The organism is Streptomyces morookaense (assembly GCF_013030945.1).
In the GTDB taxonomy this organism is placed as follows: Bacteria; Actinomycetota; Actinomycetes; order Streptomycetales; family Streptomycetaceae; genus Streptomyces; species Streptomyces morookaensis.
Map to the genome: position 1 here is coordinate 39,734 of NZ_JABBXF010000014.1, position 20,766 is coordinate 60,499.

At 73.4% G+C, this 20,766-nt stretch carries 15 protein-coding genes; 11 read left to right on the plus strand and 4 right to left on the minus strand.

What is annotated here, in order from left to right; all coding sequences use genetic code 11:
* Nucleotides 1-38 precede the first annotated feature (38 nt).
* Complete coding sequence (locus tag HG542_RS08060; protein ID WP_171079408.1) at nt 39-1,598, minus strand: alpha/beta hydrolase; 1,560 nt, start codon at nt 1,596-1,598, stop codon at nt 39-41.
* A gap of 208 nt (nt 1,599-1,806) precedes the next feature.
* On the opposite strand from HG542_RS08060, the gene HG542_RS08065 reads away from it, so the two are divergent.
* From HG542_RS08065 to HG542_RS08085, 5 genes are all read left to right on the plus strand, one after another.
* Nucleotides 1,807-3,216 (plus strand): MFS transporter, encoded by a 1,410-nt coding sequence (locus HG542_RS08065; RefSeq protein WP_171079409.1) that lies wholly within the window; start codon nt 1,807-1,809, stop codon nt 3,214-3,216.
* On the plus strand, nt 3,213-3,683 hold the full coding sequence (locus HG542_RS08070; RefSeq protein ID WP_227723939.1) for a MarR family winged helix-turn-helix transcriptional regulator: 471 nt from the start codon (nt 3,213-3,215) through the stop codon (nt 3,681-3,683). The genes HG542_RS08065 and HG542_RS08070 overlap by 4 nt, the downstream gene beginning before the upstream one ends.
* A 30-nt stretch (nt 3,684-3,713) precedes the next feature.
* Complete coding sequence (locus HG542_RS08075; RefSeq protein ID WP_171079410.1) at nt 3,714-5,174, plus strand: FAD/NAD(P)-binding protein; 1,461 nt, start codon at nt 3,714-3,716, stop codon at nt 5,172-5,174.
* A gap of 63 nt (nt 5,175-5,237) precedes the next feature.
* Nucleotides 5,238-6,191 (plus strand): oxidoreductase, encoded by a 954-nt coding sequence (locus HG542_RS08080; RefSeq protein WP_171079411.1) that lies wholly within the window; start codon nt 5,238-5,240, stop codon nt 6,189-6,191.
* Between the two features lie 70 nt (nt 6,192-6,261).
* Complete coding sequence (locus HG542_RS08085; RefSeq protein WP_171079412.1) at nt 6,262-7,230, plus strand: 2OG-Fe(II) oxygenase; 969 nt, start codon at nt 6,262-6,264, stop codon at nt 7,228-7,230.
* 20 nt (nt 7,231-7,250) lie between these two features.
* Here the strand turns inward: HG542_RS08085 and HG542_RS08090 are convergent, their stop codons facing one another.
* Entirely contained in the window at nt 7,251-7,952 is a 702-nt protein-coding gene (locus HG542_RS08090; protein ID WP_227723943.1) for a response regulator, read from the minus strand.
* Nucleotides 7,949-9,985 (minus strand): GAF domain-containing sensor histidine kinase, encoded by a 2,037-nt coding sequence (locus HG542_RS08095; protein ID WP_171079414.1) that lies wholly within the window; start codon nt 9,983-9,985, stop codon nt 7,949-7,951. The genes HG542_RS08090 and HG542_RS08095 overlap by 4 nt, the downstream gene beginning before the upstream one ends.
* Before the next feature lie 279 nt (nt 9,986-10,264).
* On the opposite strand from HG542_RS08095, the gene HG542_RS08100 reads away from it, so the two are divergent.
* From HG542_RS08100 to HG542_RS08125, 6 genes are all read left to right on the plus strand, one after another.
* Complete coding sequence (locus HG542_RS08100; RefSeq protein WP_171079415.1) at nt 10,265-11,326, plus strand: radical SAM protein; 1,062 nt, start codon at nt 10,265-10,267, stop codon at nt 11,324-11,326.
* Nucleotides 11,327-11,359: 33 nt separating this feature from the next.
* Nucleotides 11,360-13,972, plus strand: a complete 2,613-nt coding sequence (gene lanKC, locus HG542_RS08105; RefSeq protein WP_171079416.1) for a class III lanthionine synthetase LanKC — start codon at nt 11,360-11,362, stop codon at nt 13,970-13,972.
* Between the two features lie 306 nt (nt 13,973-14,278).
* On the plus strand, nt 14,279-16,780 hold the full coding sequence (gene lanKC / locus HG542_RS08110) for a class III lanthionine synthetase LanKC (RefSeq protein WP_171079417.1): 2,502 nt from the start codon (nt 14,279-14,281) through the stop codon (nt 16,778-16,780).
* A gap of 123 nt (nt 16,781-16,903) precedes the next feature.
* Nucleotides 16,904-17,440 (plus strand): hypothetical protein, encoded by a 537-nt coding sequence (locus HG542_RS08115; RefSeq protein ID WP_171079418.1) that lies wholly within the window; start codon nt 16,904-16,906, stop codon nt 17,438-17,440.
* Between the two features lie 179 nt (nt 17,441-17,619).
* Nucleotides 17,620-18,831, plus strand: coding sequence for a serine hydrolase domain-containing protein (locus HG542_RS08120; protein WP_171079419.1), 1,212 nt, complete (start codon nt 17,620-17,622; stop codon nt 18,829-18,831).
* A gap of 148 nt (nt 18,832-18,979) precedes the next feature.
* Nucleotides 18,980-19,195 (plus strand): HAD family hydrolase, encoded by a 216-nt coding sequence (locus HG542_RS08125; protein ID WP_171079482.1) that lies wholly within the window; start codon nt 18,980-18,982, stop codon nt 19,193-19,195.
* Nucleotides 19,196-19,311: 116 nt separating this feature from the next.
* Here the strand turns inward: HG542_RS08125 and HG542_RS08130 are convergent, their stop codons facing one another.
* Complete coding sequence (locus tag HG542_RS08130) at nt 19,312-20,757, minus strand: extracellular solute-binding protein (RefSeq protein ID WP_171079420.1); 1,446 nt, start codon at nt 20,755-20,757, stop codon at nt 19,312-19,314.
* Nucleotides 20,758-20,766 lie beyond the last annotated feature (9 nt).

Here is a 20,766-nt window from a genome sequence, read left to right on the forward strand (position 1 = left end):
CGCCGGGAGTACGTCATGCGGCGCGGGGTCGACACGCCCTAGGCGCAGTCCACCCGCACCGGGGGCAGCCTCCCGTCGACAAGGAAGCCGTCGACCGCACGGTCGGTGCACTCCGACCCCCCGGCATAGGCCGCATGCCCCGTCCCCTCCCGGACGACAAGCGCCGAACCGCCGAGGTTCTTCTGCACGGCCTTCGCGTTGTCCAGCGGCGTCGCCGGGTCCACGGAGAAGGAGACGAGCACCATGGCCGGCGCCCCCGGTGCCGTGAGCGGCTCGGCGCGGCCCGTCGCGGCGATGGGCCAGGCCGCGCAGTGGAACATCGCCGTGGCCACGGTGGCCCCGAACAGCGGTGACGCCTTGTCGAACTCGCCGACGTACGCGAGCAGTCGGGACGCACTGCGCGGCCCCGGCCTGTCCAGGCAGTCGACGGCGTTGCGCGGCATCGTCGGATCGTCCGCGGGCACGTCCACCGGCGGAGCGGCCGCCCGGCGCCTGCCCGTGACGGGGATCTGCTCGGCCGCCAGCCCGATGAGGGCCCCGGGCCTGCCGGCCATGGCATCGGCCAGCGCCACGGTGAGGTCCGGCCACTTCTCGGCCTGGTAGAGCGGGCCCCGAATGCCCTGCGCAGCAATGCCGGTGGTGAGCCTGCTGCCGTCGGGCCCGGGCAGCGGCGCGGCGTCCAGCGCCCGCACGAACTGCGTGGTCCTGCCGACGATCTCGTCGGCAGTGCGGCCCAGGGGGCATTCGTTCGCCGCGCAGGTGCGCGCATAGCTGGCGAAGCTGGCGTCGAGCGCCTTCATGTCGCCGCGGGCGACCGCGGTCTGGTCGGCGGCGGGGTCGACGACGCTGTCGAGGACGAAGCGGCCGACGCGGTCGGGGAAGAGCCTCGCGTAGTGCTGGCCGATGAAGGTGCCGTAGGAGACGCCGAGGTAATTGAGCCGTTGCTCGTCGAGGGCGGCGCGCAGCAGGTCCATGTCGCGGGCGACGGTCACGGTGTCCATGTGGCCCAGCAGGGCGCCGGTGACCCGCCGGCAGTCCTCGCCCTGCGCGGCCGCCGCGCGGAACTCGGCGTCCGCCTGCTGCGGGGTGCGCGGGATGAGGTCGCTGCCGTTGCCCTCGGGGCAGTGCAGCGGGGCGGAGCGGCCGGTGCCGCGCGGGTCGAAGGCGACGAGGTCGTAGCGGGCGGCCACGTCGGGGGTCGCCTCGAAGGCCCCGTCGGCGACGAGGGCGGCGCCGGGTTCGCCGGGGCCGCCCGGGTTGAACACCAGCGAGCCCAGGCGGTGTTCGCCGTCCCGGGCCCGGACGCGGGCCACCCGGATCCTGAGGGTGCCGCCCGCCGGGGCGGCGTAGTCGACGGGGACGGTGAGCCAGGCGCAGTCGGCGTCGGGGCGCAGGGTGACGCCCGCGGGCCCCGCGTCCTGGGTGGTGCACTCCCCCCAGTCGAGGCGCTGCCGGGCGAGGTGCGCGGGCAGCGGCGGCAGGCCGGACCCGGCCGCGTGCCCCGGAGTGCCCGTGGGTGCCGCCGACCGCGGCTCCGGCCGTCCCGGGGGGTCGTCCGCGCTGCATCCCCCGGCCACGAGGGCGCCCGCGACGGCCATTGCCGTCACGGTGACGCGCGATGCCCTGCGCGACCGGGTACGTATGCAGGTCACGGTCCCAGTCCAGGGCGCGGCGGGCGGCGGCGCAGCCGGGGAGGGGCCATCGGGATGACCGCGCGGGCCCGCTCCATATTGGAAGGCAACCTTGCAAGGTTGCCTGAATGACGGGCAGACTGCTGCCCTCTGCAGGAACGGCGGAAGAAGCCCGATGCCCAGCACCCTGACCACCCGCACCGCCCCCGCATGCGACCGCATACGGAAGACCGGTTTCGGCCCGCGGTTCGTCGTGCCCGTCGCGATCGGCTCGATGCTCAACCCGGTCAACTCCACCATGATCTCCACCGCGTTGGTCCCGATCGGCCGCGATCTCGGCGTCGGCGCCGCCGGCACCGCCTGGCTCGTCTCGGGGCTGTACGCGGCCAGCGCGGTGGCGCAGCCCGCCATGGGCCGGATCGCCGACCACCTGGGACCGCGCAGGGTCTACGCCGCGGGCCTGGTGCTCGTCGGACTGGCCGGGCTGGCCGGGCTCGGCGCCTCCTCGCTCGGCATGCTCGTCGCCGTCCGGGTCCTCATCGGCATCGGCACCTCCGCCGCCTATCCCGCCGCCATGGCCATGATCCGCGCCCAGTCCGCCCGGCTTGACCGCGAGCCCCCGGGCGGCGTCCTCGGCGCACTGACCGTCGCGGGGCTGGTGAGCGCGGTCGTCGGGCCCGCGCTCGGCGGCCTGCTCATCGGCCTGGCCGGCTGGCGGTCGATCTTCGGCGTCAACGTCCCGCTGGCCGCCGCCGGACTCCTCCTCACCCTGCTGTGGCTGCCCGCGGACGAACCGCGCACGGCACCGCGGGAACCGGTGTGGCAGGCGCTCGACCCGCTGGGCGTCCTGCTGTTCACGGGCGTCACGGTCTCCGCGATGCTCTTCCTGATGCACCTGCGCCACCCCGACTGGCCGCTGCTCGCGCTCGCCCTCGCCATGGCGGGCGCCCTCATCGCCTGGGAACTCCGGGCCCGCAAGCCGTTCCTCGACCTGCGGATGCTGGCCGTCAACCGCCCCCTGCTGCGCACCTACGCCCGCTCCGGGGCGGCGTTCCTCGTCATCTACTGCATCCTGTACGGCTACACGCAGTGGCTGGAGGAGGTCCCGGGCTACTCGGCGACCGTCACGGGGCTGGTGATGCTGCCCATGTCCGCGACGGCGGCGCTGTGTTCGTGGTTCGGGGCGCGGGGCAGGCGGGTCCGCGGACCGCTGGTGACCGGCACGGCCGCCATGACGGTGGCCGCCGCGGCGCTGGTCCTCGTCGGACCCGGCACGCCCGTCCTGCTGCTGGCGGCCGTCGGTGTCGTCTTCGGACTGCCCAACGGGCTCAACGCCGTGGGCAACCAGACCGCGCTCTACGCCCAGGCGCCCGAGGGCCGGATGGGCACGGCGGCCGGCTTCCTCCGCACGGCCCAGTACACCGGCGCCGTCGTCTCCGCCGCGCTCATCGGACTGCTGTACGGGGACCGGGCCGGCACCCACGGCCTGCACACCATCGCCCTCGTGCTCACGGGGCTCGGCGTCGTGCTGCTCGCGGCCACGCTGGCGGACCGGAGCCTGTCGAAAGGTACCCTTTCCAAGTGATCCACGAGCAGCCGCAGTCCCCTGCCGCAGCCGCCCCGCCCGAGCTCGCCGAAGCAGCGGCGAAACTGCGTGTCCTGACGGGGCAGTTGATGAGGCGCCTGCGCGCCGCCTCCGAGGGCGAGGGCGTGACGCTCTCCCAGGCCGCCGTCCTCAGCAGGCTGGACCGGCACGGCCCCGCCACCACGGTCGCCCTCGCCCGGGCCGAGCGGGTCCGCCCCCAGTCGATGGGCGCGACCGTCGGCGCCCTGGAGGAGGAGGGCCTCGTCCAGCGCTCCCCGCACCCCACCGACCGCCGCCAGGCCATCATGTCCCTCACGGACAAGGGCCGCCGCCAGCTGACGGAAGTACGACGCACCCGCGAGGGGTGGATCGCACAGGCGCTGGGCGAGCGGCTGGACGAGCGGGAACAGGCCGTGGTCATCGAGGCGCTGGATCTGCTGGCGCGGCTGGCGGAGGACGAGGCCTGAACTGCCCCGCCCACGGGCAGACTGCGGCCCATGGGGCAGAACATCGTGATCGTCGGTGCCGGCGTCGCCGGTACGAGCGTCCTCGTCCACCTCGTCGACGCCCTCACCCGCACCGGGCTCACCGGTGCCCCCTGCACCGTCCACCTCGTGGACCCGCACCCGCCCGGCTGGGGGCTCGCCTTCGGGGACCCTGATCCGCTGCTGCTGTGCAACAGTGCCGCCGAGATCAACTCCGTCCGGGCGGACCGGCTCGACGACTTCGTCGTCCACCTGCGTGCCCACGGCTGGACGGGCACGCCCAAGGACTGCGTCCCGCGGGTGCGGATGGCCGAGTACTGCCACGAGCGCTCCGCACAGGCCACCGCACGGGCCGCCGCCCACGGGATCGGCGTCCGCCACCACCGCACCACGGCCGGCTCGGTCGGCACCGGGCCCGGCCACCCGGTGCGCCTCGGCACCGGAGAGGAGCTCGCCGGCGACGCCGTGATCATCGGCACCGGCGTCCAACGGCCCCGCGTCCCGCACAAGTTCGCGGAGTTCACCGGGCACCCCGCCTACCTCGACAGCCCCTACCCCGCCCACCGCCTCCGGGACACACTGCGCGCCGGCAGCCGCGTACTCGTCCTCGGCACGCACCAGTCCGCCGTCGACGCCTCCCTGCTGCTGTGCCGCGAAGGGCACCACGCCACCCTCACCTCGCCGTCGGGGCAGCTGCCCGCCGTGCGCCCCTCGCTCGCCGCGCCCGGGCACCCGCTGCCTCCGCTCGACCGCATCGCCGCGCTCGACCCCGCGGACCCGCACCTCGCGGACCGGCTGCTGCGGTGCGCGGTGGAGGCGCTCCGGCTGCTCGGCCCCCGGCCGCTGCGTCTGCAGACCTCCGCCGCCGCCGACCCCGTGCAGCGGCTGCGCGAGGAGACGGCCCTGGTCGAGTCGGGCTCCTGCGCCTGGCCGGACCTGGTGGTGCCGGTGATCGAGGGGGCCATCGCCCTCGGCGGCAGACTTCCCGACCACCGCCTGCGGGCCCTGCTGGCGCACTTCGCGCCCTTCACCGGCCGCTATGCCACGGCGATGACGGTCGTCAACGCCCGCCGCCTGCTGGCCCACTTCGACGCGGGCCGCCTCCGCGTCGCCCCCGCCTACCCCGAGGCCGTCGCCGTCCGCGACGGCGCCTGGCAGGTGCAGTGGCCGGACGGGAGACGGGAGCGCTTCGGGCACGTCGTCAACGCCACCGGTTTCGAGCTGCCCGCCCTGCACTGGAACCGGGACCGCAGCGCACTGCACCTGTCCGGGCCGCAGCCCGGCGGCCGGGCGCTCGGCCGGCTGGAGGCCGACCTCCGGGTCCGGCGGCACCCGCAGGCGCCGCCCGAGCGCGTGTGGCTGGCAGGGGTGGGCACGCACGTCCGCATCCCGTTCTCGAACCACCTGCGCAATGTGGCCCGGCAGGCCCGGCACGTCGCCGAGCAGGTCGCGGCGGGCGCGCCTGCGCGGTGACGGGCGCCCCGGCAGCGCACAATACGGTCGCCCGGGTCCGCCGACCGGCCGCCGAGGAGTCAGATGCACAGCTGGACCACCCAGGACATGCCCAGCCAGGAGGGCCGGCTGGCCGTCGTGACCGGCGCCGGCAGCGGCATCGGCTACGTCACCGCGCGGGAGCTCGCCCGGGCGGGGGCCGAGGTCGTCATGGCGGGCCGGGACGAGGGCAGGATGCGGGATGCCGCCCGGCGCGCGGCCGCCGAGGCGCCGGGCGCGCGAGTGCGTCCCGAGCTGCTCGACCTGGCGGACCTGTCCTCCGTGGAGGCCTTCTCCGAGCTGCTGGGCCGCGCCGGCCGGCCGGTGAATCTCCTGGTCAACAACGCGGCCGTGATGGCCGTGCCGGAACGGCGCACCACCGTGGACGACTTCGAGCTCACCGTCGGCGTCAACCACCTGGGCCACTTCGCCCTCACCGGACGGCTGTTGCCGTTGCTGCTGCGGGCGCCCGGGTCCCGCGTCGTCACCGTCAGCGCGGCCATCGCCCGCAGCCCGCTGGCCGATCCGAGCGACCTGCAGAGCACCCGGCACTACCGGCCGATGGCCGCGTACGCCAAGTCCAAGCTTGCGAACGTGCTGTTCGCGCTGGAGCTCCAACGCCGCGCCGACGCCGCGGGCGCGGGGCCGGTCAGCGTGGCCGTGCACCCGGGCTCCAGCCTGACGGGCCTGCAGCGGCACCTGTCCCGGCCCGTGCGGCGCCTGGCCGATCTCGCGCTGGAACGCTTCGTCGGCCAGCCCGTCGAGGCCGCCGCGCTACCGTCCCTGTACGCGGGCACCGCGCCCGGCATCGCGCCGGGCGGCTTCTACGGACCCACCGGGCGCTTCGAGGCCCGCGGCGCCCCCGGCCCCGTGGAACTGCCCACGGCCGCCGGGGACACGGCCCGGGCACGCGCCCTGTGGGAGACGTCGGAGGCCCTCACCCGGGTCCCGTACATCTGGCCGGGCGCCCCGTACTTCGAGGAGGAGCACCCGTTCTGATGCAACAGCCGCTTCAGTGGCCGGACTTGGGCCTTGCCAGCGCCCCGGCCACGGTTCGCATACTGCCCTCATGTCGACGACCCGGGCGAGAAGCCGAAGAAGCAGCGCGCTCAACCTCCCGAGAACGGCCACCGGATTCGACCAGGTCCTCCACGCGGTTCGCGCGAGGCCGCCGCGCCGGGCACCGGACCTGCCAGGCGAACCGCGCTGGCGCAGCGACTTCGTGGTCATGGACCCCCGGGGGCCGCGGGTGCGGCTCCAGGAGTTCGGCTACACGTCCCGTGAACTCGGCCGCGGCCAGGGCCGGCTGGACGACACCGCACTCGTCGGCCCCGTACAGATCCTGACACCCGAGGGCCTCGCCTGCCTCACCGAGGTGTGCGACCGGCTGGAGGGCGCCGCGGGCGCCAGCCGCTTCATCGCCACGCGCCGGGTGCGCAGCGCCGACCTGATGTCGGCGTTCATCAACAACATGATCCGCGACCGGACGTTCCTGCTGACGTGCTCCCGTCTGGTGGGCGTCCCCCTGATCCCGCACCCGCTGCGCATCCCGACCGCCCAGATCAACTACTTCGAGGGCAGGGGCCCCGGCGCCCGCCCCGACATCGTGCGGTGGCACCGCGACGGCATGGACTACGTCTTCACGATCCAGCTGAACGGCTACGAGGACTACGAGGGCGGCCGGTTCAGCTACTTCCGCGGCCGCACGGACGAGTTCGACGGCGTGCAGGAGGGCGACCCGAGGATCCGCGAGGCGGACTGCGGGGACCGGGGCGCCACCCTGTTCCTGCACGGGAGCCGGATCTTCCATGCGGTGACCCCCGTGACGCGGGGGCGGCGGGTGACGCTGGTCGTCTCGTTCTTCTGCCCGTACTTCGCCCGGCAGGACTCGAACACGTTCTGGCACCTCGCCGGTGACGACGGGATCCCGGCGACGATCCCGTGCTGGCTGCGGCTGAAATGGCCGGTGCGGGACGCGGCGATGGACTATGCGCTGCGGGCGGGGAGCCCGGTGGTGACGTGGGAGGACGTGCGGTAGGCGGAGGGCGCCTCCCGCTCCTACCCCGCCCCCCGCGGCGCATGCCGCAAATACGCCAGTACCGCGCTCACCCGGCGGTGCAGCCGGCTCTCCTCCGCCAATCCCAGCTTGGAGAACGTCGAGTTGACGTGTTTCTCGATCGTCGACTCCGACAGCGTCAGCGCCATCGCGATCGCCCGGTTCGTCTTGCCCTCCGCCATGTGCCGCAGCACATCCAGTTCCCGGCGGGTCAGGGCCGCCAGCGGGGCGTCCGCCGCGCGGGTGTGGCTGCCCATGAGGACCTCCACGATGCGCGGGTCGACCACCGATCGGCCCGCCGCCACCTCCCGCAACGCCCTCAGCAGCTCGTCCAGTTCGCCGATCCGCTCCTTCAGCAGGTACGCCAGGCCGTCCGTCCCCCGCTGGAAGAGGTCGAACGCGTAGTTCTCGTCGGCGTGCTGCGAGAGCATCACGACGCCGATGCCGGGGTGCGCGGCCCGGATCGCGTGGGCCGCCGCGATGCCCTCCGTGTGGTGGCTCGGCGGCATCCTGATGTCCGCGATCACCGCCTCGGGGCGCAAGCGGTCGACGGCGTCGAGGAGTTCGTCCGCGTCGCCGACCGCCGACACCACGGCCACGTGGCCGGTGTCCTCGAGCAGCCGGCGCGTGCCCTCGCGCACCAGGTAGTGGTCCTCGGCGATCACGACCCGCATCGGTTCGTCGGGCGTTTCCGTCGGTGTCACCGGCATCCTCCGTCCTCGCGCACCCGCTCGGCCAGCCGGGAGCGGATCACAGTACCGCCCCCGGCCCGGCTGGTGATCAGCAGATCGCCGCCGACCGCCTCGATCCTGTCCCGCATCCCGGTCAGCCCCGACCCGGCGGCGGGGTCGCCGCTGAAGCCGACGCCGTCGTCGGTGACCTCCACCACCAGCCAGCCGCCGGACCGCGTTATGCGGATGGTCGCGTGTGTGGCGTCGGCGTGTTTGAGCACGTTGGTCAGCGCCTCCGAGACCAGATAGAACGCCGACTCCTCGACCTCGAGCGCGAAGCGCACCCGGTCCAACGAGTCCTCGACGTGCACGGTGACCGGGATCGGCATCCGGCGGGCACGGGAGGTGACGGCGGCCACCAGGCCCTGGTCGGTGAGGACCGGCGGGTGGATGCCGTGGGCGACCTCGCGCAGTTCGTCGATGACGCGGTACGCGTCGTCCTGGACCTCGGTGAGCACCGCGTCGATGTCGCCCCCGCGGGCGAGCCGGTTGCGGGCGAGCCGCAGCTTGGCGACCAGGGCCACCAGGTCCTGCTGGATGCCGTCGTGCAACCGGCGCTCGATGCGCCGCCGTTCGCCGTCCTGGGCGTGCACGATGCGGGCGCGCGAGGCGTCGAGCTCGCCCGCCTGGCGCTGCACCTCCTCGACGCGCGCGGACAGTTCGGCGGCGAGGTGCACATTGTGGACGGCCAGCGCGGCCTGCCGGGCCAGGGTCTCGACCACGTCGTGGTCCTCCGGCGTGAACCGGCCCTCCGTCTTGGGCCCGTACTCGATGAGGCCGAGGACCTCGTGCCCGTACCAGAGGGGGAGGCTCGTCCTGGAGGTCCTGTCCGTCTCCTCGCCCGCGGCGCCCAGGTGCGCCGGAAGTCCCTCGCCACCCAGCCGGATGCGGACCCACTGCAGGTTCAGCCCCTCCTGGAGGCCCGCGGCCAGCTGGGGGGCCAGCCGGTCGAGGTCATAGGCGTGTTCGAGAGCGGTGCCGAACTGGACGATCAGTTCGAAGCTGCTGAGCCGCTTGCCGAAGACCCGCCGCTCGGCGAGCTGGTTCAGCCGTTCCCGCACCGGCTGGAACAGGGCTGTCGCGGTGACGGCGACGAGGACGGACAGGCCGATCGGGAAGTACTGGCCGGCCGTCAGCCCGAGCGTCATCGCCATGCCCAGGTACCACGCGCTGATGATCAGCCACAGCGTGCCGTAGACGACTTCGCGGCGGATGACGATGTCCACGCCGAGGAAGCGGTACCGGAAGGCCGCGTAGACGACGGACAGCGAGATGAGCACATACGGCAGCGCGCCGAGCAGCGAGCCGATGAGGTAGAGGATGCCGGTCTCGCCGTGCCAGGTGCGGAAGAGGCGGCAGCTGCCGCGGCCCAGGAAGAGGACGGCCGCCGCGGTGGCGAGGGGCAGCAGCCGCGCGACGTCCTCCTGCCCGGCCGCGCGGGCCCGCAGGCAGCGGACGACGAGCAGGGCGGCGCCGACCCCGGGCAGCCAGGCCTCGGGGTGGTAGAAGACGGCGAGTTCGACGATGCGGGTGGGCACCCCGGCGAGGGGCAGGACGAGCGGCAGGGTGAGCAGGCCCCAGAACGCGCCCAGGACGACACGCTCGTGGCGGAAGCGGTAACGGCCGTCGGGCAGGAGGGCGAGCAGGCGTACGACGAGGACGCTGAAGGTCAGGTTGTTGACCTCGGTCGGCAGCAGGACGGCTGAAGCCTCCGGCGAGGGAAGGCCGTTCTCGGGCGCGGTCAGGTCCCAGCCGTACCGGGTGGTGAGCAGGGCGGCGGTGTAGCGGATGGCGATGCTCGACGCGAGAGCGGTGCCGACGAGCAGCAGCCGGCGCGCGACCGGGTTGGCGGGAGCGTGCCACCAGGCGAACAGGCCCGCGCAGTAGCACGGCAGGACGGAGCCCAGGATCCAGGGCAGCGTCACGGTGTTGTTCCGCAGAAGTATCGCGCCGGCCGCCACGGCCCACAGAAGGCACAGTCCGCCGGAGATCGCGGCAATGCGCATGGGCCGGCCGGTACCCCTCACCCGCGCCATTATGGGCGGAGTTCATGACCTTGGTCCAGAAGCTGTCCCGCAAACGCGCATGGAGGAAAACCTCCAGTGGAATCGGGGGGTTCCGGGGTGCCCGTCCAATCCGCCGGGGCGGCAGACTCGGTATGTCCGCCGTGGAAAAGTCCCCGATACGGCGGACGGGTGACGGCAGGTCGTTCTGGCGTACGACACCACGAACTCTGCACGAACCGCTCCGTGTTGAAAAGCCGGTGGAAAATCCGAAGGGGAACCATGCTCGAGTCGTCCGGTCCCGAGGTGGTCGTCTGGGACACCACCTACGCCTGCCCACTGCGGTGTTCGCACTGCTATTCGGAGTCCGGACGCCGGGCTCCGCGGCAATTGGGCCACGAGGACATGCTGCGGGTCGCCGATGCCCTGATCACGCTCAACCCCCGCGTGGTCGCCCTGTCCGGCGGCGAACCCCTCGTCGTCAAGGGCATCTTCGAGGTGGCCGCACGGCTGTCCCGCGCCGGGATCAAGACGGCCGTCTACACCAGCGGCTGGATCATGGAACCGTGGATGGCCACGGAGCTCGCCAAGGTCTTCGACGAGGTCATCGTGAGTCTCGACGGGGCCACCGCGCAGATCCACGACCGGATCAGGGGCCGGCGCGGCTCCTTCGACCGGGCCCTGAGCGCCCTCACCCTGCTCGACGCCGCAGCCCGCGAGCGGCGCCGCCGGCGGCGCAGCCCGCTGTGGTTCGGAATCGACTGCGTCGTGGTGCGCAGCAATTTCCCGCAGCTGGAGGAGTTCTGCACGGCCATCGCCCCGCGATTCCCGGAACTCCGCAGCGTCACCTTCAACGCGGCGGTTCCCGAAGGCCTCGCCAGCCGCCCCGAGTTCGGCCATTTCGAACTTCTCGACGACGAACAGGTGGCGGAATTGACGAGCACGGAACGGCACGCCCGGCTCCAGGCCCTCGCCCCGGAATCGGTGCGCGTCTTCACCACCGACAACAGCAATCTCGTCATGCGCCCCGACCGCTTCGCCAGCGGCGTCGACGCACGGGTGATGCAGGTCGAACCGGACGGCGACGTACGGGCCCTTCCCGTCTACGAAGGAACGGTCGGAAACCTGCTCGAGGAATCCCCGATGGAACTCTGGCAGCGCGGCATCGCGCGGCTGAACGACCCCTTCGTCGTCGAGACGCTCTCCGCCGTGCGCACCATGCAGGACTGGGCGGAGGCGGTGCGGCGGATGGACTACCACTTCGGCTCCCCGGAGGTGCGGTCCCGGATCGATCGCCGCTCGGTCCGGACGAACCCCCCGGAATTCAGCGCCCTCGCGCTGTGACCCATCGAGTCCTCGCCCCGAGGAGGACGTGCCGTGTTGACGTTCAAGGACTACGACCGCTTCTGCCGCGCCGACCCGGTCTTCTACGACCGTCCCGAGCGCTACCCGGACGCGGGCGAACGGCTGGCCGCGGCACGGCGGCTCGTCCCCGAGGGCTGGACCCGCGGCGAGGCGGGCTGGTGGGTCACCCTGCGGCCCGGCAAGGAGACGGGCCCCGGGCAGGGCTGGCAGATCCATGTCTCCGTCACGCTGCCCGAGGTGGTCCGGGCCGTCGAGATCGTCTGGGGCTACTGCATCGAGCGCCGGCTCCCGTTCGACTTCGTCCGCAGCCGGGCCGCCGCCCGCGAGCTCAACGGCGACCGGGCCGACCGGCTCACCGGCGGCAGACTCATCACCGTCCACGTCGACGGCGAGGACGAGCTGGCCCGCATCCTCCCCGAACTCGGCGCATTGCTCGACGGATTGACCGGCCCTTACGTGCTGGGCGGGCTGCGGCACGGGCCGGGCCCGCTGTACGTGCGCTACGGGTCCCGGGACGGGCGGATGTGCCCCGACGGCGAGGGCGAGTTGGTGCCCGCGCTGCTCACCCCCGACGGCACACTCGTCCCCGAGCCGCGCCGCCCGGTGTTCTCCCCGCCCGACTGGCTGAAGCTGCCCGAGGTGCTGCGCCCCGACCTGGAGGCCCTGCACGCCGCCCCCGCGGGCGAGTTCCCCTACCGCGTCGAGCGGGCCCTCGGCCTCGGCAACGGGGGCGGCACCTACCGCGCGGTGGACCTGCGCACCGGCAACCCGGTGCTGCTCCGCGAGGCCCGCCCGCACGCCGGGCTCGATCTGCGCGGCGAGGACGCCGTCACCCGGCTCGGCCGGCAGCGCTCGGCACTGGAGCGGCTCGCGGGACTGGAGTGCGTACCGCGGCTCGTGGACCAGCGCACCTACGCCGAACATCACTTCCTGGCCGAGGAGTTCATCGAGGGCCGCACCCTGCTGCAGGCCGCCTCGGCCGCCTTCCCGCTGACCTCGGCCGAGCGCGCCGCCCGGGAGGCCGGGTCCTACACCACATGGGCGCTGGGCGTGCTGGAGCGGATCGGCCGGGCGCTGGCAGCCGTGCAGGGGCGGGGCCTGCGGCTGGGCGAACTGCCGCCGAAGAACGTCGTGCTGCGGCCCGACGGCCGGGTCGCGCTCGTCGGCTTCGCCTCGGCGACCGGCCTGCACGACACCCGCCCGGCGGCGCCGGGCGAACCGGGGTTCAGCGTGCCGCCCGGCTGCCGCGGCCCGGAGGCGGTGCGCCATCTGCTCGACTGCCTGCGGCTGTGGCTGTTCCTGCCGGTCCCCTGGCGCGACCCCGCCAAACTGCACACCCTCGTCGCGGCCGTCACCCGGTACTACCCGGTGCCCCCGGGCTTCGGCCCCGCCCTGGTGCACGGGCTGTGGCCCGCGGACCGGCCCGCCGAACCGGACCGGGCAGGCGCCCTGTTGACGGCGGACCCACCGGACTGGCCCGCGCTCCGGACCGCGCTCGTGCAGGGCATCCACGCCTGCGCCACACCCGACCGCGAGGACCGCCTCTTCCCGGGCACCCCCAACGGGCGCACCCTCATCGGCGGTTACCCGCTCGGCTACGGCGCGGCCGGAGTGCTGTACGCGCTGCACCGCGCGGGCGCGGACGTCCCGGAGCCGTACACCGCCTGGCTGGCGGCCGCCACCGCCCGCGACCGCCGGCCCCGGGCCGGCCTGTTCGACGGGCTGCACGGCGCCGCGCTCACCCTGGACCTGCTGGGCCGGCGCGAGGCCGCCCGCGAGCTGCTGGACCGCTGTCTGGCCATGGACGAGCGGGCGTTCACCTTCGACCTGGCGGGCGGCCGGGCCGGCATCGCCCTGACCCTGCTGCACTTCGCCGCCGCCACCGGCGACACCGCTCTGCACGATGCGGCGCTGCGCATGGCCGCCGACCTGGCCGAGGCGGTCGAGGAGGGCCCGCTGCCCGGCAGACCGGGCCGGCCCGCGCCGTACGGGCTGCTGCACGGCGCAACCGGGATCGCCCTGTTCTTCCTGCGGCTCTACGAGGAGTGCGGGGAGCGGCGCTTCCTCGAACTGGCCGACCGGGCGGTGCGGCTCGACCTGGGCAGGCTGCGGACGCTGCCCGACGGGCACGTGGCGCTCTTCGACGGCTCCGCCCACCTTCCGTACCTGCACGGGGGCAGCGCCGGGCTCGCGTTCGTCCTGCGCGACCTGCTGCGGCACCGCCCCGACGGGCAGCGGGCCGAGGTGCTGGCCCGCATCCGCCGGACCTGCGACGCGGTGTACGTCCGTAACGCGGGTCTGCTGCGCGGGCGTTCGGGGTCGGTTGCCGTGCTGGCCGCACTGGACGACCCGGCGGACCGCCCGGCCCTGCTGCGGCAGATCCGCCTGCTGTCCTGGCACGCCCAGTCCTTCCGCGGGCACCTCGCCTTCCCGGGCTTCCGTGCGCTGCGCCTGTCCGCGGACCTGGCGACCGGTTCCGCGGGCGTGCTGCTGGCGCTGAGCTCCGCGTTCGAGAGGACCGGCCCCGTCCTTCCCTTCCTCGATCCGAAGGGAGGTGAACGGCGTGTCGGAAATCCTGGAGCTGCAGGAGATGGAGGAGGAGACCCCCGCCCTGTGGCCGTGTAGCAACAGTTACCAGAGCACCCTCGGGCAGGTCTGACGGCCGGCCCCGGGGGAGGCGCGCCGGCCGTCCATCCATCGCCCCACGGGGACGGCCGGCGCGCGGGCGCGACCAGGAGCCCCGTCAGGGGCACAGGGCTGTATCGATATGCGGCTCCGCCGCGTGGGCGCGACCACGTGCCCCGTCAGGGGCGCTGGGGGAGGAACTGCGCGACAAGCCCCCACCGGCCCGCAGCCGACGCACCACCCAGGAGGTCCGGGGCGCAGCCCCGGTGACGCCGGGGCTGCGCCCCTACCCGGAGGAGGACCACCATGCTCACCCAAGGCCACCTGGCCGCGAACCCCGTCTTCGCAGACTCCCCCGACCGCGTCGAAGACGCGGCCGACCGATTCGCCCGGGCCGACCGCCCCCCACCCCCCGGCTGGTGCCGGGACGAGCGCGCCGGCTGGGTCTCCCTCCGCCGCACCGGCGCCCGGCTGCCGCCGCAGGGCTGGAAGATCCACGCGTCGGCGACGGCCGACGAGGCCGCGCGCGTGGTCGATGCGGTGTGGGAGTACTGCGTCGAGCACGGCCTCAGCTTCAAGTTCCTGCGCAGCAGCACCCTGTTGGCGCTGGTGAACAGCAAACGGGCGCCGCGCTCGGCCGGCGGCAAGCTGATCACCATCTACCCGCGCTGCGAGGAGCTGCTGGAGCGCGCACTGCGGGAGCTGTCCGCGCTCTTACGGGGCGTCAAGGGCCCGTACATCCTCAGCGACCTGCGCTGGCACGAGGGCCCGTTGTACCTGCGCTACGGGGGCTTCGCCCCGCGCTTCTGCTTCTCGCGCGACGGCGACTACGTGCCCGCCGTGGTGCGCCCGGACGGCGAACCGGTGCCGGACATGCGCGGGGCCGTGTTCCGGGTGCCGCCGTGGGCCGGCGTCCCGCCGTTCATCGCGGACCGGATCCGGGCCTCGCGCAGCGGCCAGGGCGCCCGGCTCCCGTACCGGGTCGAGAAGGCGCTGCGCTTCTCCAACAGCGGCGGCGTCTACCGTGCCGTCGACCCCGGCACCGGGCGCACGGTGGTGCTCCGGGAGGCGCGCCCGTACACGGCCGTCGACGACCGGGGCAGGGACGCGGTGGCCCGGCTGGCCCGCGAACACGCCGTGCTGCAGCGCCTGTCCGGACTGGACTGCGTGCCGCAGGTCCTGGGGCGCACCGTCCACTGGGAACACCACTTCCTGGCCCAGGAGTTCGTCGAGGGCGAGCCGCTGACGGAGGCGGTCGCCCGGCGCCACCCGCTCTTCCGCCCCGACCCGGACCCCGCGGAGCGGGCCGCCTACGCCGCGTGGGCCTGCGGGATCCTCGACCGGATCGGGGCGGCGGTGGCCGCGCTGCACGCGCGGGGCATCGTCTTCGGGGACCTCCAGCCGGGCAACGTGCTGATCCGGCCGGACGGCAGCGTGTGCCTCGTCGACTTCGAGACGGCGTTCGGCACCGGCGAGGACGCCGTACCGGCCATGGGGACACCGGGTTTCGTCGCCCCGTGGGCACGGTCGGGCACCGCGGTCGACACATACGGGCTGGCGTGTCTGCGCCTGGCGGTCTTCTGCCCGCTGACGGAGCTGATGCGCTTCGACCCGCGCAAACCGGGGCAGTTGATCCGGTTCACCGAGGAACGCTTCCCGGTGCCGCGGGCGTTCGCGGCGCGGCTGCGCGAGGAGCTGGCGCCGCCGCCGGGCACGGCCGTCGAGCCGCCTGCCGTGGCCTGGCCCCCGGACGGCCGGGAGGCGGCGCAGTGGGAACCGGTGCTGGACTCGCTGTGCGCGGCGGTCCTGCGCAGCGCCACCCCGGAACGGGAGGACCGGCTCTTCCCGGGCGATGTCCGGCAGTTCGACGGCCAGGCGACGGGCCTGGCGTACGGCGCGGCCGGGGTGCTGCACGCCCTGCACGTCACCGGGTACGGCACGCGCCCGGAGTTCGCCGGGCACGCCGACTGGCTGGTGCGGGCGGCCGAGCGGGCGCAGTGGCCGCGGCCGGGTCTCTACGACGGGCTCGCCGGGGTGGCGCACGTCCTGGGCGAGTGGGGCCGGGTGCAGGAGGCGCGGGCGGTGCTGGAGCGGCTGGCCGCCTTCGATCTGCGGGACTGCGGGACGGGCCTGTTCGGCGGACTGGCCGGGATCGCGCTGGCGTTCCTGCACGCCGGTGACGCCGAGACCGCCGTCCGGCTGGGCGACCGCGTCGCCCGCGCGCTCGACGGGGACGGCGACGGCATCGCCGCGCCCGGACTCATGCGCGGATGGTCGGGCCCGGCCCTGCTGTTCGTGCGGCTCTGCGCGGCGACGGGCGAGGAACACTGGCTGCGGTGCGCGGAAACCGCCCTGGCCCGGGACGTCGCGCGGTGCGGCGCGCCGCACGGACGGTACGTCCAGGTCAGGGACGGGGAGCGCCGGGTGCCGGACCTGGCTGCGGGCAGCGCGGGGATCGGCGTCGTCCTCCACGAGTTCCTGCGCCACCGGCCCGACCCCCACTTCGCGCGGCTGCGGGACCGTATCCGCGACGGACTGCGGACGGAACTGCTGCTGTCGCCGGGCCTGTTCACGGGCCACGCCGGGCTGCTGTACGCCCTGGCGCACCTGGGCGGACCGCAGGAGCTGCGGGAGGTACATCTGCGAGGGCTCGGCCTGCACGCCGTCCCCTACGAAGGCGAGTTGGCGTTCGCGATGGACGGACTCCTGCGGCTGTCCATGGACTTGGCGACCGGGGCGGCGGGGGTGCTGCTGGCGGTGCACGCGGCGGTACGGGGCGGGGGCGGACTGCCGTTCCTGGACTCCTGAGGGGGCGCGCGCCGGGTCGCGTGCTGCGAGTGCCGGGCGGGACGGGGCGGAACAGCACGGTCCGGCGGGTAGGAAGGGAGCCGTCCCGCATTATTCCTCCCCCAAGTCACCGAAGAGGTGGGCATGTTCGGTAGGCACGGTGTCCGGATCTCCCTGTGCGCCATGGCGCTGTCCGTCGCATCCCTGGGGCTCGCCCCGGCCGCCCAGGCGCACGCGCATGCTCCCCTGTCCTGCTCGGGCGAGGAGAGCACGTCCTACACCCCGGGCCTGACGCTCGAACCCCGGGACGTCGCGATCGCGGCACACCCCGCCTACACCTGCACGGACCGCCCGGGCCACGAGGTGAGCGCCACGGGCACCATCGAGGGCAGCTCCCCCGGCGCCAGTTGCCTCGCACTCGTCAGCGCCGGAGGACGGGAGGTCGTGCACTACGCGGGCGGCGGCGAGTCGGTGATCCGCTACACCTCGGCCTTCGGCACCCGGGCCCTGGGCGTCTACACCCTCCGCCTCCAGGGCACGGTCACCGAGGGCCTGGGCAAGGGGCACCGGGCGGTGCGCAGCATCCAGACACTGCCGGGCGCGCTGCCGACGGACTGCCTGACGTCGGAGGGCCTGCGGCAGGCCTTCGCGGGAGTGGAACTGGAGATCGACCCGTCCTGATGCGACGTCCCCTTGCGGAGCGCCTCGCCCGCACGCGGTGGGGATAACCCCACCCGCACGCTGCGGATCACATGCCCGTGATCCTGGAGATTCCCCCATCGTCTGCCGGTCCACGAAAAACCTACGTTTGACCTGGTTCCCACTGGACGCAGATCGATGAAGGAGTAACACACATGCGGATGCCCCGCTCTGGAATCGCCGCATTGGCAGCCGCAGCCGTGCTCTTCCCCACTGCCTGGGCGACCACCGCCCAGGCAGCACCGCTGAACATCCGTGCCGGACAGGCTTCGGACGACAGCCGGAGCACGCTGCGGCACGACCTGGACGCCATCACGCGGAAGGACGGGGTGGTCGGGGCCGAAGCCCTCATGGTCACCGGTGCCGGCAGATACTCCGCGCGCAGCGGAGTCGCCGACAGGACCACGGGCACGCCCGTCCCCGAGCAGGGCTACATGCGCATCGGCAGCAACACCAAGACCTTTGTCGCCACGGTGATCCTGCAACTCGTCGGCGAGGGCAGGAGCCGGACGGGAAAGTCCCTGAGTCTGGACGACACCGTGGACAAGCACCTGCCGGGCGTGGTCACCGGCAACGGCAACGACGGGAAGAAGATCACCGTCCGGCAGCTGCTCCAGCACACGAGCGGGCTCTTCAACTACACCTCGGACGAGGCCATGTCCGTCCTGACCACCGAGGAGGACTACCGAAAGCACAAACGGGACACCTACACTCCCGAGCAGCTCGTCGGCTTCGCGATGAAGCACGCTCCGTACTTCCAGCCCGGAGAGCCGGGCAAGTTCGCGTACTCGAACACCAACTACGTCCTGGCCGGGATGATCATCGAAGAGGTCACCGGACACGACTGGCGCGAAGAGGTCCGCAACCGGATCACCAAGCCGCTGGGAATGTCCCACACCTTCTCCGCCAGGAACGACGCCACCCTTCCCGACCCGCACGCCCACGCCTACTACCGGTTCACCGACGACGGCCCTCTGGTCGACACCACGGAACTGAACATGAGTTGGGGCGGTTCCGCAGGGGACATGGTCAGCACGACGGGCGACCTCGCCCGGTTCTGGCAAGCCCTGCTCGGCGGCAAACTGCTCAAGCCCGCCCAGAAGGCCGAGATGCTCACCACGGTGCCCACCCATGACTTCCTTCCCGGAGCCGAGTACGGCCTGGGCATCATCAAGCGGCCGCTGGGCGACGGGCAGGGGAGCTACTGGGGCCACGGCGGCAGCACTCCCGGCCACCTGAACGACAACGGCTTCACCGAGGACGGCAAACGGGGCATCGTCCTCCTGCGCTCGACCAACGACAGCGCCCTGGGCGACGGACGGGACGCACGGGCGGACCGGCTGGTGGCCGACGCGCTCCGCCGAACCCGCTGAGGGGCGGTGGACGTCACCGTCCCGATGCGGGGTGACCGCCGCGCGGGCTCACAGCCTCACGTCAGTCTTCGTCCGCGCCGGACAGAGCTTCGACGATCATGCGGGTGACGAAGTCACGGTCGTCGGTGAGCCGTGATCCTCGTAGGCCATCCGCAGCCACTTTGCAGGTGCTGATCCCCACCGCACGGTTTACGTCGGGGACCACCCTCAGAACGACATCGCACCCGCGGCAGCAGCCGGGCTCCGCACCGCTCACCTCAGGCGCGGGCCCTACGGTCACCTCTGGGCCGACACTTCCGAAGTACGAGCCGCCGACTGGAGGATCACCGCGCTCACCGACCTCCCGGTGCTTCTGACGTCATAAGTACGAGGCCATGTGCCGAACGGAGCCTACGTGCCAGTGCCTTCACGATCAGGGATCGGCCGCCGCGCCTCGGTCGGCGCCGACCAGCCCGGCCCCCCGGCGGCCCGAACTCCGCCTCAACCGCTCGGCAGGACGTTGCCGAGTGCCTCGTCCAGCTTCTTCGCGACGTCCTCGTCGGATACCTGCCGGGACTTCGCCGAGCCGTGCAGCTTGCTCAGCTCCGCCGTGAACGCCTGGGTGAACGCACCGTACAGCGGTGTGCGCGGACGCAGCGCCGCGGCTTCGAGAGCGGGCAGGAGCGTGCTCCGGGCGTAGAGCGGGCGCCCGGCCGTGTCGCGCGGCATGCCGCTGCCTCCCTCCGGTGGCGCAGCCGCGCGGGGCACCGCGCCACGGTCGTCGCACGCGACGCCCGAGTCGGTGTAGGCGGACTTGCGTGTGGCCGCGAAACCGGCGTCCAGAAGGCAGCGTTCGCTGGTCCTGTCGGTGAGGAACCGCACCAGTTCCTGCGCTTTCCTCACCCGTTCCCCGGACATGGCCGGGTTGGCGGCCACGGCCAGGTCCTGGCCGCCCAGGACGGCGGCACCGGGGAGGGGTGCGACGCCCAGCTTGTCGTTGCCCAGGGCCGCGTGGAGCGTGCCGTAGGCGTACGGCCAGTGGCGGAGGAAGGCGGTCCGGCCTTCCGCGAAGTCCTTGAGGGTGGCGGCTTCGTCGGATTCGAAGGCGGCGTCGAGAGTGTGCGGGCTCTCGGTCCGCCGTCGGAACTCGGCGACACCCTTCGTCAACTCGCCTGCCGAGGCGGTGTACTTGCCTTCGTCGTCGACGAACCGGACGCCGGCGGAGGCGAAGGCCTCGGTGCCGTTGACGGTGAGCCCTTCGTAGGGCCGGAGCTGGCTCGTCCACGCACCGCGGTAGTTCTTCGACCGGTCGGACTTGTCGGCGCGTGCCCACGCGTCCACCGCGTCCATCAGCGAGGAGACGTCCTCCCAGGTCGTACGCCCGCTCGCGAGCGCGTCGACCCGCTTCCCGTCGATGCCCGCGTCGTCGACCAGGTAGTCGCGGCGGTAGTACAGCAGCCCGACATCGCTGTTGTAGGGCGCGGCATAGACCTTGCCCTTCCAACGGGCGGTGGCAGCCACCTTGGTGAGGACGTCGCCGTCGTCGGCGTAGGCCTCGGGAAGTTCCCGCACGAGGCCGGCCGCCGCGAACTCCGCGACCCAGGTGACGTCGAGGTTGACGACGTCGTAGGTGGCGCTGCCCGACTGCATCGCCGCCAGCAGCTGGCTGCGCTGCAGATCCGCGGAGCCCGGCAGGACGACGACCCGGGCACGGTAGGGCGAGTTCTCCTTCTCCTGCAGCGTGTTCCACGCATCGACCAGGCGCTTGCGGACCCCGTTGTCGCCGGTGACGTCCACGCCGGTGGCGATGACCAGCTGCGTGCCGGTCAACGGCCGTACGGCCGCCGTCCCTTCGGGCCGGCCGGGCCCGCCGCCGGTGCAGCCGACCGCGCACAGCACGAGTACGACGCACCACAGGAGCGGCCGGACGGCCTTCGAACGCTTCATGCTGCTGCC

What these genes read in the sequence shown, in the direction of transcription:
- HG542_RS08130 (WP_171079420.1), bottom strand. Translation starts at nt 20,757, where the DNA reads ATGAAGCGTTCGAAGGCCGTCCGGCCGCTCCTGTGGTGCGTCGTACTC.
- HG542_RS08115 (WP_171079418.1), top strand. Translation starts at nt 16,904, where the DNA reads ATGTTCGGTAGGCACGGTGTCCGGATCTCCCTGTGCGCCATGGCGCTG.
- HG542_RS08095 (WP_171079414.1), bottom strand. Translation starts at nt 9,985, where the DNA reads ATGCGCATTGCCGCGATCTCCGGCGGACTGTGCCTTCTGTGGGCCGTG.
- HG542_RS08080 (WP_171079411.1), top strand. Translation starts at nt 5,238, where the DNA reads ATGCACAGCTGGACCACCCAGGACATGCCCAGCCAGGAGGGCCGGCTG.
- HG542_RS08120 (WP_171079419.1), top strand. Translation starts at nt 17,620, where the DNA reads ATGCCCCGCTCTGGAATCGCCGCATTGGCAGCCGCAGCCGTGCTCTTC.
- HG542_RS08100 (WP_171079415.1), top strand. Translation starts at nt 10,265, where the DNA reads ATGCTCGAGTCGTCCGGTCCCGAGGTGGTCGTCTGGGACACCACCTAC.
- HG542_RS08075 (WP_171079410.1), top strand. Translation starts at nt 3,714, where the DNA reads ATGGGGCAGAACATCGTGATCGTCGGTGCCGGCGTCGCCGGTACGAGC.
- HG542_RS08060 (WP_171079408.1), bottom strand. Translation starts at nt 1,598, where the DNA reads ATGGCCGTCGCGGGCGCCCTCGTGGCCGGGGGATGCAGCGCGGACGAC.
- HG542_RS08065 (WP_171079409.1), top strand. Translation starts at nt 1,807, where the DNA reads ATGCCCAGCACCCTGACCACCCGCACCGCCCCCGCATGCGACCGCATA.
- lanKC (WP_171079417.1), top strand. Translation starts at nt 14,279, where the DNA reads ATGCTCACCCAAGGCCACCTGGCCGCGAACCCCGTCTTCGCAGACTCC.
- HG542_RS08085 (WP_171079412.1), top strand. Translation starts at nt 6,262, where the DNA reads ATGTCGACGACCCGGGCGAGAAGCCGAAGAAGCAGCGCGCTCAACCTC.